The sequence below is a fragment of the Streptomyces sp. NPDC090108 genome (genome assembly GCF_044747185.1).
GTDB lineage: Bacteria > Actinomycetota > Actinomycetes > Streptomycetales > Streptomycetaceae > Streptomyces.
In genome coordinates this window covers 272,194-284,688 of sequence record NZ_JBIVDQ010000007.1, presented here as the reverse complement: position 1 = coordinate 284,688, position 12,495 = coordinate 272,194, and the positions used below count along the sequence as shown (strand labels likewise).

Here is a 12,495-nt window from a genome sequence, read left to right as displayed (position 1 = left end):
GGTTCAGGTCTCGCGCACGTAGTCGGTGGTCAGCACCAGATCCTTCGCCGGGCCGCCGACCCGCCACACCGTACGCCAGTGGTCGGCGTCCAGGGCCGTGAACTCGCCCTGGTAGAAGTCGGCCGAGCACGGATGTCCGGCGACGTGCCGGCCCGTGGTCAGGTCCAGGTCGTGGAAGGGCCGGCCGTCCGCGAAGGTCACCTCCGCCGTTCCGGGCGACGCTCCCGGCAGGAACCGCAGGGTGCGCGTCGCGGGCCGCGTCACGCCCTGCCAGGTGAAGTTCCCGGACTCCTCGTGCAGCAGACCGCCGCCGGGCAGCGGCCCGAACACGGTGACCCCCTCGAAGCGTCCCGCCTCCTCGCCCGCCAGGTCCCGCACCTCCCGGGTCACCCGCCACCGGCCGGCCAGATGCGCCAGCACGTCGGGCACCGGCCAGAACTCGCCCATCACCGCTTCCTTCCCGGCCCCGGAAAGGACCACCGGTGCCGAGCTTACGGCGACCCGCGCCACCCCACCCCGCGCCGGACCCCGGGGGGCGGGTCCATGCGAGGGCATTGCATAAAAGTGCGGAGCTACGTATAGTCATGCCATCCGAAGGAGGGTTGGACATGGTGGTACGCGCGGCGGTGGCCGGGGCGAGCGGGTATGCGGGCGGAGAGCTCCTGCGCCTGCTCCTCGCACACCCCGAGATCGAGATCGGGACCCTGACCGGGAACTCCAACGCCGGTCAGCGCCTCGGCGCGCTCCAGCCGCACCTGCTGCCGCTGGCCGGCCGGGTGCTGGCCGAGACCACGGCCGAGACCCTCGCCGGACACGACGTCGTCTTCCTGGCGCTGCCCCACGGGCAGTCCGCGGCCGTCGCCGAGCAGCTCGGCACGGACGTCCTCGTCGTCGACATGGGCGCCGACTTCCGGCTGAAGGACCCGGCCGACTGGGAGCGGTTCTACGGCTCCCCGCACGCCGGCACCTGGCCCTACGGCCTCCCCGAACTTCCCGGTGCCCGCGCCGCGCTGGAGGGGTCCAGGCGCGTCGCGGTGCCCGGGTGCTACCCCACCGCCGTGTCCCTCGCCCTGTTCCCGGCCTACGCCGCCAGGCTCGCCGAGCCCGAGGCGGTGATCGTCGCCGCGTCCGGCACCTCCGGGGCCGGCAAGGCGCCCAAGGCGCACCTGCTGGGCAGCGAGGTCATGGGCTCCATGACGCCCTACGGCGTCGGCGGCGGCCACCGGCACACCCCCGAGATGATGCAGAACCTCGGCGCGGCGGCGGGGGAGCGGGTCACCGTCTCCTTCACCCCGACCCTCGCGCCGATGCCCCGCGGCATCCTCGCCACGTGCAGCGCGAAGGCGCGGGCGGGCGTGACGGCCGAGTCGGTGCGCGCCGCCTACGCGAAGGCGTACGCCGACGAGCCGTTCGTCCACCTCCTGCCCGAGGGGCAGTGGCCCGCCACCGCCTCCGTGTACGGCTCCAACGCCGTCCATGTGCAGGTCGCCCTCGACGAGGCGGCGGGCCGGATCATCGCGGTCGCCGCCATCGACAACCTGGCCAAGGGCACCGCCGGCGGCGCCGTCCAGAGCATGAACATCGCCCTGGGTCTCGACGAGACCACCGGGCTTTCCACGATCGGGGTCGCTCCATGAGCGACGTGCGCGCGGCCATCCGCCCGCGGGGAACGACGATCGCCGCACCGGTGCACCACGCGGGCGGAGAAGCGAACGAGGAGACGCAGTGACTGTCACGGCAGCCAAGGGATTCACGGCGGCGGGTGTCGCCGCCGGGCTCAAGCAGAGCGGCAACCCCGACCTGGCCCTCGTGGTCAACAACGGCCCCCGCCGTGCCGCCGCGGGCGTCTTCACCACCAACCGCGTCAAGGCCGCCCCGGTCCTGTGGTCCGAGCAGGTCCTGGGGAGCGGCCAGGTGTCCGCGGTCGTCCTCAACTCCGGCGGCGCCAACGCCTGCACCGGCCCCCAGGGCTTCCAGGACACCCACGCCACCGCCGAGAAGGCGGCCGGGCTCCTCGGCCGCGGCGCCATCGAGATCGCCGTCTGCTCCACTGGGCTCATCGGTGTCACGCTGCCCATGGACAAGCTGCTCCCCGGCGTGGAGAAGGCCGCGGCCCAGCTGTCCGAGCACGGCGGCGAGAAGGCCGCCCTGGCCATCATGACCACCGACACCGTGCACAAGACCGCCGTCGTGAGCCGGGACGGCTGGACCGTCGGCGGCATGGCCAAGGGCGCGGGCATGCTCGCGCCGGGCCTCGCCACCATGCTGGTCGTGCTCACCACCGACGCCGACCTCGGCGACGAGGACCTGGACAAGGCACTGCGCGCCGCCACCAGCCTCACCTTCGACCGGGTCGACTCCGACGGCTGCATGTCCACCAACGACACCGTCCTGCTGCTCTCCTCCGGCTCCTCCGGCGTCACCCCCGGCCACGAGGACTTCGCCGAAGCCGTGCGGGAGGTCTGCGCCGACCTCGGCCGGCAGATCATCGGCGACGCGGAGGGCGCCAGCAAGGACATCAGGGTCGAGGTGATCAACGCGGCCGGCGAGGAGGACGCCGTCGAGGTCGGCCGCTCCATCGCCCGCAACAACCTCCTCAAGTGCGCGATCCACGGCGAGGACCCCAACTGGGGCCGGGTGCTGTCCGCGATCGGCACCACGTCCGCCGTCTTCGAGCCCGACGAGCTCAACGTGGCCATCAACGGCGTATGGGTGTGCCGGAACGGCAGCGTCGGCGAGGACCGCGACCTGGTCGACATGCGCTACCGCGAGGTGCACATCGTCGCCGACCTCGCGGCCGGCACCGAGACCGCCACCATCTGGACCAACGACCTGACCGCGGACTACGTCCACGAGAACAGCGCGTACAGCTCATGAGCACTCCCACGCGGAAACACACCGCGCTCCCCAAGGCGCAGACCCTCGTCGAGGCACTGCCCTGGCTGACCCGCCACCACGGGAAGACCGTCGTCATCAAGTTCGGCGGCAACGCCATGGTCGACGAGGACCTGAAGGCCGCCTTCGCCCAGGACGTCGTCTTCCTGCGGCACGCCGGCCTCAAGCCGGTCGTCGTGCACGGCGGTGGCCCCCAGATCAGCGCCGCGCTCGACCGGCACGGCATCGTCAGCGAGTTCAGGGCGGGCCTGCGCGTCACCACCGAGGACGCCATGGACGTCGTACGGATGGTGCTCGCCGGGCAGGTCCAGCGCGAGCTGGTCGGGCTGCTCAACCAGCACGGACCGCTCGCCGTCGGGATCACCGGCGAGGACGCGCACACCATCACCGCCACCCGGCACCGGCCCGAGATCGACGGCGAGCCCGTCGACATCGGACGGGTGGGCGAGATCACCGCGATCGACACGGGCGCGATCGAGGCCCTGCTCGCCGACGGCCGGATCCCGGTCGTCTCCTCCATCGCCCGCAGCCAGGACGAGGGTGACTCCGGCCATGTCTACAACGTCAATGCTGATACGGCGGCTGCGGCACTCGCTGCTGCGCTGGGCGCCGAGACCCTCATGGTCCTCACCGACGTCGAAGGACTCTACGAGGACTGGCCCCACAGCGACGAGGTGATCAGCCGCCTCACCGCCTCCCAGCTGGAGAAACTGCTGCCGGAGCTGTCCTCGGGCATGGTCCCGAAGATGCGGGGCTGCCTGTTCGCCGTACGCAACGGCGTGCGCACCGCCCGCGTCATCGACGGCCGTGTGCAGCACTCCATCCTGCTGGAGATCTTCACGGACGAAGGCATCGGCACGATGGTCGTGCCCGACGAGAACGGGGACCCGGCATGACGGGCGGCGCGAGCAACGCAGAGCTGACCGCGCGCTGGCGGGGCGCCCTCATGGACAACTACGGCACCCCGCGCCTGCCCCTCGTGCGCGGCGCCGGCACCCGGCTGTGGGACGCCGACGGCAAGGAGTACCTGGACTTCGTCGGCGGCATCGCCGTCAACGCCCTCGGCCACGCCCACCCGGCGGTCGTCGAGGCCGTCAGCACCCAGATCGCCTCCCTCGGCCATGTCTCCAACCTCTTCATCGCCGAACCCCCCGTCGCCCTCGCCGAACGGCTGCTCCAGCTCTTCGGCCGGGACGGCAGGGTCTTCTTCTGCAACTCCGGCGCCGAGGCCAACGAGGGCGCCTTCAAGATCGGCCGGCTGACCGGACGCGGCCACATGGTGGCCACCACCGGCGGCTTCCACGGCCGCACCATGGGCGCCCTCGCCCTCACCGGCCAGCCCGGCAAGCAGGAGCCGTTCCGGCCGCTGCCCGGCGACGTCACCCATGTGCCCTACGGCGACGCCAAGGCGCTGGCCGCCGCGGTCACCCCGGACACCGCCATGGTGATCATCGAGCCGATCCAGGGCGAGAACGGCGTCGTCGTACCGCCGCCCGGCTACCTCAAGGCGGCCCGCGCGATCACCGCCGCGACCGGCGCCCTGCTCGTCCTGGACGAGGTGCAGACCGGCGTCGGCCGTACCGGCAACTGGTTCGAGTACCAGGCCCACGAAGGGGTCCTGCCCGACGTCGTCACCCTCGCCAAGGGGCTGGGCGGCGGCCTGCCGCTCGGCGCCACCGTCGCCTTCGGCCGCGCCGCCGAGCTGCTGAAGCCCGGTCAGCACGGCACCACCTTCGGCGGAAACCCGGTCGCCTGCGCGGCCGGCCTCGCCGTCCTCGACACCGTCGCCGACGAACAGCTGCTGGAGAACGTCAAGCGGCAGAGCGAGCGGCTGCGCGCCGGAATCGAGGCTCTGGGCCACCCGATGATCGACCATGTCAGGGGCGCGGGCCTGTTGCTGGGTATCGTGCTCACCGGACCGCACGCAGCCGACGTGCAAGCGGCGGCCCAGGAGGCCGGATTCCTGGTGAACGCGCCCGCCCCCGACGTCGTACGGCTCATGCCGCCGCTCAACCTCCGCGACGACGAGGCCGGCGCCTTCCTCCAGGCGCTGCCCGGCATCCTCGAGACCAGCGGTGAGGACGGACGATCCGGAGAATGAGACGACGATGAGCCAGGCGCAGGAACACGAGCAGGCGGCGGGTGCCGGGCCCGCCGTGCCGCAGACCCGCACCGCCCGCCACCGCCGGATCGTGGACATCCTCAACCGGCAGGCGGTGCGGTCGCAGAGCCAGCTGGCGAAGCTGCTCGCCGACGACGGGCTGAGCGTCACCCAGGCGACGCTCTCCCGCGACCTCGACGAGCTGAACGCGGTCAAGATCCGCAACAACGACGGCGACCTGATCTACGCGGTGCCCAGCGAGGGCGGCTTCCGCACGCCCCGCGCGCCCCTCGGCGAGTCGGCGAAGGAGGAGCGGATGCGGCGCCTGTCCCAGGAGCTGCTGATCTCCGCGGAGGCCTCCGCCAACCTGGTGGTGCTGCGCACCCCGCCCGGGGCCGCCCAGTTCCTCGCCTCGGCCATCGACCAGGCCGAACTGCACGACATCCTCGGCACGATCGCCGGCGACGACACCCTGCTGCTGATCAGCCGGGACCCGACCGGCGGCCAGGCGCTGGCCGACCACCTGCTGCGGCTGGCCCAGAACGCCCACTGAGCGGGGCGTCCGCACGCCCGCGCGTCCGCCCGGCACGGCCTCCCGCGGCCGCCCGTCACTGACGGGCGGCGCCGGACGCCCGGACGGACAATGAGAAGGTGATCTTCCGCCGCGACGGCCGGGCAATCCCCTGGCGCGGGCGCACCGTACCTGAGGGTATGCAGGGAATCCGTTTCCCGGTGGGCCGCCTCCCGGACGAGGCCCTGCTGTCCGGACTCGCCACCGGCGACCCGGAACTCGCGGCAGGCTTCGTACGGAGGTTCCAGCACAAGGTCTACGGTGTCGCCATCGCCGTCACCGGGGATCCGCAGCTCGCCGAGGACATCGCCCAGCAGACGTTCGAGCGGGCATGGCGTCATGCCCAGGTCTACGACCCGCGCCGCGGTTCGGTGGCGACCTGGCTGACGACCATCGCCCACAACCTCGCCGTCGACGCCCTCCGCGCCCGGCGGTCCGAGCCGGTCGCGCCGGAGGAACTCGACGCACTCCTCGACGCCGTCAGCGACACCCCCGAGCGGTGGGCGCTCGCCGACGAGGCGTCCGCCCAGGTACGGGCCGCCGTGGCCCGGCTGCCCCGGGAACAGGGCCGGGCCCTGGTGATGGCAGGCATCTACGGCATGACGGCCCAGCAGATCGCCGACCGGGAGCACATCCCGCTCGGCACCGCCAAGACGCGCATCAGGACCGCGATGGCCAAGCTGCGCGCCACGCTCACGCCATCGAAGCGAGGCGGCCATGGCCGATGACGTCACCTGCGCGAAGCTGCGGGAGAACGGTGCGGAACTGGCGCTCGGCGTGCTCTCCGGGCGGGAGCGTGCCGAGACCGTCGCCCACCTGGAGGGGTGCGCGGAGTGCCGCGAGTACGTCGAGCAGCTGACCCTCGCCGGCGACCGGCTGATCGGCCTGCTCCCGGACCGCGAGCCGCCGCCCGGGTTCGAGTCCCGGGTGATCCGCGGGCTGGCCCGTGCCGCGACGGCCGAGGAGCCGCACGTACGGGCCCGTCCGGCGGACCGCCGGGGCCCGTACGGCCGCGTCCGCCGGGCCCGGCTGCGGCTGGCGTCCGCCGTGGCCGCGTTCGCCGTCGCCTGCGGACTGGCCGGCTGGGGGATCGCCACCGGGGTCCAGGAGCTCACCGCCGCGCCGGCCCCCGCCGTGGAGACCGAGCCCGTGCTCGTCGGGGACCTGCTGGCCCCGGCCTCCGGGGGCGCCCGCGCCGTCGGCGAGGTCTACGCCCACCCCGGCAGCCCCGGCTGGATGTTCGTCACCGTCGCTCTCAGCGGCCCGCACCGCTCGTACACCGGCACGGTCAGGTGCTTCCTGGAGCGTGCCGACGGCACCTCGGTCCGCGCCGGTGACTTCTCCCTGCGCAACGGGCGCGGCAGCTGGGGGGTCGCGGTCTCCGTCGCGCCGTCGTCGGTCACCGGAGTCCGCCTCACGTCCTTCGACGGAACCGTCCTCGCCACGGCCGGACTGCAGGTGGGGCAGGTGCAGACCCGGGAGGCATGAGCCTTGGTGCTGGTGCTGGTGCTGGTGCTGGTGCGCCCGGGCCCGTGCGGGGAGGGCTCCGCATCGCGGCGGCGCTCACGGCCGGACGCGGCCCGGAACCCCGGGGACCCGTGCGCCGTCCGCGCGGAGCAGCCGGGCGTACGTCCCCTCGCGCGCGAGCAGCTCCTCATGGGTGCCGTCCTCGACGACCCGGCCCCGGTCGAGGACCACGATCCGGGACGCCTCCCGCACGGTCAGCAGATTGTGCGAGATCACGACGGTCGTCCGCCCGGCCATGAGCCGGCGCAGCGGCTCTATGATCCGCCGGTTCGACCCGGCGTCGAGCCCCGCGGCCGGCTCGTCGAGCAGCAGCACGGGCGCGTCGCGGACCATCGCCCGGGCGATCGCGAGCCGCCGGCACTGTCCGCCCGAGAGCGTACGGCCGCGCTGGCCGACCAGGGTGTCGTAGCCGTCCGGGAGCCGCTCGACGAAGCCGTGCGCGTCCGCCGCGCGCGCCGCCGCGACGATCTCCGCCTGGGTCGCCTCCGGGCGCCCGTACGCGATGTTCTCCCGCACGGTGCCGTGGAAGACCAGCGTCTCCTGGAGCACCACCGCGACGTTGTCCCGCACGTCCGCCAGGCACAGGTCGCGCAGATCGGTCCCGTCGAGGAGGATCACCCCCCGGTCGGGATCGTAGAAGCGCAGCTGGAGCTTGGCGACCGTCGACTTCCCGGCCCCGCTGGCCCCCACCAGCGCCAGCGTCTCCCCGGGAGCCACGTGGAACGACACGTCCGACAGCGCCCAGGACGCCTCCGGCGCACCCCGGTCCGCCCCGCCGTCCCGCGCACGCGCACGCGCACCGGGACCGTCGCCGGGATAGCGGAACCAGACGCCCTCGAACCGCAGGTCGCCGCGTGCCCGTCCGGTCCGCAGGGCGCGGGGGGCCTCGGCCACCGCCGGGCGCTGGTCCAGCAGCTCGATGATGCGCTCCGCCGAGGCGGAGGCCGCGTAGAACGTGGTGCCGAGGTGGGACAGGTCGCGGACGGGGCCGTAGAGGTTGCCGATCAGCGCGAGGAACACCAGCATGCCGCCGAGCGTGAGCTGTCCCTGGGTCAGTTTCCAGGTGCCCAGCCCCATCACCGCGAGCACGCCGGCCACCTCGATGAACTCGACCACCGGCGCGTACAGGGCGCCGATCCGCGCCGAGGCCATCGCCGCCCGGAACCTGCCGGTGTTCTCCTCGTCGAACCGGTGCTGCTCCCACCCCTGCCGGTTGTACGCCTGCACCAGGGCGACGTTGCCCAGCGACTCCTCGGCGATCGCGCTGACCGAACCGCTGCGCCGCCTGCGTTCCCGCGAGGCCTCCTTGATCAGTCCCGAGAAGTACCGCGCGGCGCACCAGAACAGCGGCACGACGACGAGCGTGAGCAGGGTCAGGTCCCAGCTCAGGTAGCACAGCAGGCCGAGGAAGACGCCCAGCCGGATCACGTAGGAGAGGGCGTCGGCCACCCCGGAGAGCAGGAACGTCTCGACCGCGTCCACGTCCCCGGTGACCCGGGACAGCACGTCCCCGAGCCTGCGGCGCTCGAAGAACCCGAGGGACAGGCCCTGGACGTGCCGGAAGACGTCGGAGCGCAGGGAGAGCAGGAAGCGTTCGCCGACCCAGGTGCCGGTCACGTCGTCGGCGAACCCGATCACCCCGGAGCAGAGGAAGAGTCCCAGGTAGGCCGGGGCGATCCAGAGGAACGGCCGCAGGTCCCGGGGGACCAGCACATCGTCCACGACGAGCTTGAACAGCCAGATCTCCGCGCCGTCCACGACGGGCCCCGCCATGCTGAACACGACGACGGGCACGAGCCAGCGGCGCCCGCCGCGGGTGTAGGGCCAGAAGCGCCGGAACACCTCGCGGGGGGACACCGCCGGCGCGGCCGCCACCACGGCGTCGGATGCCCCGCGCACCGAGAAAAGACGCCGCAGTGCCTGCACCATGGCCCGGATCCCTCGCGCAGCGACGGCCGGGCGGACCTGGTTCTCCGGAACCGGGTCCGCTCAGCCTGACTGGGGTGATCGGTGGTCAGTAACCGCCGTGGCCGCCGTGACCGTGTCCGTGGCCGCCGTGGCCATGACCGTGCCCGTGTCCGTGGTGCCCGTCGTGGTCGTGGCCGTCGTGGCCGTGGCCGTGACGGTCGCCGTCACGCGAGAAGTCCTCGCAGTCACGACGGTTCAGGGGGAAGAGTCTGCTGAAGATCATGGCGTTCCTCCCGGAATTCGCTGTATCTGGGATACGTCCCAGGGGCGGACTCGGATGGCGTTCCGGGGAAAAAGCCCTCTCTTCCGCGCGGACCGGCCCCCGTGTCCGCGGTCAGCCCAGACGGGCGGCGAGCCCCCCGGTGCACCGCACCTCGTCCCCGGCCGTGATCAGCAGCGCCTCCACGCCCGGCAGCGACTCCAGCCAGGCCAGCCCGGTCCTCGATCCCATCGCGAACGCGGCCGTCGCCCAGCAGTCCGCCCAGGTCAGCTCCGGGCCGACCACCGTCACGGCCACCAGGTCGGTCACCGCGGACCTGCCCGTGCGCGGATCGGCGATGTGGTTGCCGCGCTCCGCCGTCCCGGAGGTGGCCACGGACAGCCCGTCGACACCCGCCGCCGAGATGACCGCCGCGAGTCCGCCCGGACGCAGCGGGTCCGCCACCCCCACCCGCCAGGCCCGTCCCGGCTCCGGTACCCCCAGCAACTGGACGTCGCCACCACCGTTCACGCTGACCCCGCACACGCCCTCGACCCCGGCCAGCGCCCGCGCGGCCCGCTCGGCGGACCAGCCCTTGACGATCCCGGTCGGGTCCAGCGGGCCCTGGTAGCGCGGGCTGAACCACCCCTCGCTCACCCGCTCGGCCTCCGCGGCCAGCGCGAGCACCTCGGACACCTCGGGGGCGCACCGGTCCGGCGTCAGCTCGCCCCGGGCCAGCCGGGACACCTCGCTGTCCTCGCGGTAGGTGCTGAACAGGGCGTCCACGCGGTGCAGTCCGGCGACCGCGTCCTCCAGGGCCCGGCGCACCGCCCGGGTCTCCCCGCCGCGGATGTCGAAGGAGAAGACCGTTCCCATGACCTCCTCCGCGTGGCGGACCGAGGCGGGAGCCGCTGCCGGTGCCATCAGATCAGCCATCGGCCTGGTCCAGCGCGGACTGGAGCGACTGCTTGTAGCCCGTGCTGGTGTAGGTCGCCCCGGACACCGTGTCGATGTGCGCGCTCCCGGCCGCCACGGCCTCCTGGTTGAGCCTGGGCACCGCGAGGGCGGTCTTCTGGTCGCTGGTCCCGCCCTGCGGAGCCTGTACGGCCGCCGCCTGGACGATCTTCCCGCTCCTGACCGTGATCCGGACCTGGACCGTGCCGTACTGCGTCTGCACGGCCTTCCCGGTGACGATCCGCTCCCCGCCCGCGCCCTTGACGGAACCGGACGACGCGCCCGAAGCGGCCCCGGCCCCCGACTCGGACCCGGATCCGGACTTCGCCCCGGCACCCGGCGAAGCACCGGAACCGGCCGCGGCACCGGAACCCGAACCGGCGGAACCGGCCTTCATCCTGTCCAGCGCCGACTGCAGCGACTTCTTGTACCCGTCGCTCGTGTACGTCGCCCCGGACACCGCGTCGATGTCCGCGCTCCCGGCCGCCACGGCCTCCTTGTTGAGCTTCGGCACGGCCATGGCGGTCTTCTGGTCGCTCAGACCGCCCTTGGGCGCCTGTACCGCCTCCGCCCTGGTGATCTTCCCGCCGCTCACCGTCAGCCGTACCTGCACGGCCCCGTACTGCGTCTGCGTCACGTCACCGGTCACCGTGCCGGCCTGCGCGCCGCCCTGCCGGCCGCCCTGCGGCGCCTCCTGCGCGGCCGCCGGCGGCTGGGGTGCCGCGCCCGCCGCCGACGCCGGATCCGACGCCGGCTTCAGGGACAGCATCAGCACGACACCGGACACGGTGGCCGCCGTGGCCAGCACGATGCGCCGTATGGGGTGGCTCTTCGTCATCTCTCCATCTCTCCGTAAGCCCGCATCACTTCGCGGTCGTGCTCACATCTCGAACGACTCGTGATGGATACGGCGCGCGGGGACACCCGCGTCGCGCAGCGCCTCGAACACCGACTGCGCGAACCCGGGCGGCCCGCACATGAAGACGTCGTGCCGGTCGATGTCGGGGATCTTCGCCTGGAGGTTCTCGGCGGAGATGTCGGGACGCTCGCCCTCCGGGCTGTTGACCGCGTACATGAGCCGGGCGCCCCGCGCCTCGGCGATCGCGGACAGCTCGTCCCACAGGGCCAGGTCCTGGGTGGTGTTGGCCCGGTAGAGCAGCGTGATGTCACCGGACGCGCCGGGCAGCGTCTCGAACAGCGCCCGCATCGGCGTGATGCCCACACCACCCGCGACCAGCAGCACCTTGCCGCGGCTGCGCCGCTGCGCGGTGAGGGCGCCGTAGGGGCCCTCGGCCCACACCCGGGTGCCGGGGCTCAGTTCGCGCAGCCGGGCACTGTGGTCGCCGATCGCCTTCACCGTGATCCGCAGCATCCCGGGACGGGGAGCGGCCGACAGCGAGTACGGGTGCGAACTGAACCGCATCCCGGGGGCGAGGAACCGCCAGCGGAAGAACTGGCCCGCCTCCGCGCCCATCCGGTGCAGCTTCTCCCCGCCGATCAGCACCGACACGATGCCCGGCGCCTCCTCGATCACCGCCTCGACCCGCATCCGGTGCCGCAGGTTCAGCCGCAGCGGGGTGAGGATCCGGTACCAGAGCACCAGCGCGGTGACCGAGCCGTACAGCACGTACCAGAACGTGCCGGCGGTCGGTTCCACCGCGAAGTCGTTGCCGGTGGTGATCTGGTGCCAGAAGGTCAGGAACACCGCCGCGTACGTCAGCAGGTGCACGTGGTACCAGCTGTCGTAGGGCAGCCGGCGGCGGATCACGCCGACCGAGGTCAGGCCGATGAGCACGAACAGGCCGGTGCCGATCGCCGCCTTGCCCATGTCCGGGAGCTGGTTCACGGAGTCGACGGTCTGCTGGACGATGTCGCCCAGGGACCGGCCCGCCTGCCGCGCGTACCCCCACATGGTGAGGAAGACGTGCGCGAAGACCAGGCTGAGCGTGTAGCGGCCGCTCATCGCGTGCCAGCGGGCCACCCGGTCGGAGCCGACCCGCCGCTCCAGGGCGGGTACGCGCGCCATCTGGAGCACGACCAGCGCCATCAGGTAGCCGGCCAGCAGACCGGTGATCCGGCCCGCGTTCAGGATCCGGCCGGTGTCGTCCGCGATGGCCGGGGTGTCGTGCCACCACAGCCACAGCACCGCCGCCGCGCCCGCCCAGACGGCCAGCAGCAGCGGTACGGCGGGGGAGCGGCGCGGACGGATGCGGCGCATCGTCTGGCGGCGGGCGGCACGTCCGCCTGCGAGCGTGGTGGGCACGGTTCCTCCGTCGGGAC

At 73.0% G+C, this 12,495-nt stretch carries 13 protein-coding genes; 7 read left to right on the top strand and 6 right to left on the bottom strand.

Features of this window, described 5'->3' with window-relative positions; translation table 11 throughout:
* Positions 1 to 3 precede the first annotated feature (3 nt).
* Positions 4 to 447 (bottom strand): DUF6314 family protein, encoded by a 444-nt coding sequence (locus ACIPRD_RS25300; protein ID WP_356400237.1) that lies wholly within the window; start codon positions 445 to 447, stop codon positions 4 to 6.
* Between the two features lie 161 nt (positions 448 to 608).
* On the opposite strand from ACIPRD_RS25300, the gene argC reads away from it, so the two are divergent.
* The 7 genes from argC (at position 609) to ACIPRD_RS25265 (ending at position 7,055) form a co-directional block, all read left to right on the top strand.
* Positions 609 to 1,637: an N-acetyl-gamma-glutamyl-phosphate reductase gene (argC, locus tag ACIPRD_RS25295; RefSeq protein ID WP_356400238.1), complete on the top strand. Its 1,029-nt coding sequence runs from the start codon at positions 609 to 611 to the stop codon at positions 1,635 to 1,637.
* Between the two features lie 88 nt (positions 1,638 to 1,725).
* Positions 1,726 to 2,877 carry a bifunctional glutamate N-acetyltransferase/amino-acid acetyltransferase ArgJ gene (gene argJ, locus ACIPRD_RS25290; RefSeq protein ID WP_356400240.1) on the top strand — a complete coding sequence of 384 codons (1,152 nt, stop codon included), beginning with the start codon at positions 1,726 to 1,728 and terminating at the stop codon, positions 2,875 to 2,877.
* Positions 2,874 to 3,791, top strand: coding sequence for an acetylglutamate kinase (gene argB / locus ACIPRD_RS25285; RefSeq protein WP_356400242.1), 918 nt, complete (start codon positions 2,874 to 2,876; stop codon positions 3,789 to 3,791). The genes argJ and argB overlap by 4 nt, the downstream gene beginning before the upstream one ends.
* On the top strand, positions 3,788 to 4,996 hold the full coding sequence (locus tag ACIPRD_RS25280) for an acetylornithine transaminase (RefSeq protein ID WP_356400244.1): 1,209 nt from the start codon (positions 3,788 to 3,790) through the stop codon (positions 4,994 to 4,996). Before argB ends, ACIPRD_RS25280 begins: the two co-directional genes overlap by 4 nt.
* Positions 4,997 to 5,003: 7 nt before the next feature.
* Entirely contained in the window at positions 5,004 to 5,549 is a 546-nt protein-coding gene (locus ACIPRD_RS25275) for an arginine repressor (protein WP_356400246.1), read from the top strand.
* 158 nt (positions 5,550 to 5,707) lie between these two features.
* Positions 5,708 to 6,295 (top strand): sigma-70 family RNA polymerase sigma factor, encoded by a 588-nt coding sequence (locus tag ACIPRD_RS25270; protein ID WP_356400248.1) that lies wholly within the window; start codon positions 5,708 to 5,710, stop codon positions 6,293 to 6,295.
* Positions 6,285 to 7,055 carry a zf-HC2 domain-containing protein gene (locus ACIPRD_RS25265; RefSeq protein WP_401566146.1) on the top strand — a complete coding sequence of 257 codons (771 nt, stop codon included), beginning with the start codon at positions 6,285 to 6,287 and terminating at the stop codon, positions 7,053 to 7,055. Before ACIPRD_RS25270 ends, ACIPRD_RS25265 begins: the two co-directional genes overlap by 11 nt.
* A 75-nt stretch (positions 7,056 to 7,130) precedes the next feature.
* On the opposite strand, the gene ACIPRD_RS25260 is transcribed toward ACIPRD_RS25265, so the two are convergent.
* The 5 genes from ACIPRD_RS25260 to ACIPRD_RS25240 form a co-directional block, all read right to left on the bottom strand.
* Positions 7,131 to 9,023, bottom strand: a complete 1,893-nt coding sequence (locus ACIPRD_RS25260) for an ABC transporter ATP-binding protein (RefSeq protein ID WP_401566143.1) — start codon at positions 9,021 to 9,023, stop codon at positions 7,131 to 7,133.
* A gap of 85 nt (positions 9,024 to 9,108) precedes the next feature.
* A complete protein-coding gene (locus ACIPRD_RS25255) occupies positions 9,109 to 9,285 on the bottom strand; it encodes a hypothetical protein (protein ID WP_401566140.1) in 177 nt (58 codons plus the stop codon).
* Between the two features lie 111 nt (positions 9,286 to 9,396).
* Positions 9,397 to 10,197, bottom strand: a complete 801-nt coding sequence (locus ACIPRD_RS25250) for an FAD:protein FMN transferase (protein ID WP_401566137.1) — start codon at positions 10,195 to 10,197, stop codon at positions 9,397 to 9,399.
* Positions 10,190 to 11,053, bottom strand: coding sequence for an FMN-binding protein (locus ACIPRD_RS25245; RefSeq protein ID WP_401566134.1), 864 nt, complete (start codon positions 11,051 to 11,053; stop codon positions 10,190 to 10,192). Before ACIPRD_RS25245 ends, ACIPRD_RS25250 begins: the two co-directional genes overlap by 8 nt.
* A 42-nt stretch (positions 11,054 to 11,095) precedes the next feature.
* Positions 11,096 to 12,478, bottom strand: coding sequence for a ferredoxin reductase family protein (locus ACIPRD_RS25240; protein WP_356400260.1), 1,383 nt, complete (start codon positions 12,476 to 12,478; stop codon positions 11,096 to 11,098).
* Positions 12,479 to 12,495 lie beyond the last annotated feature (17 nt).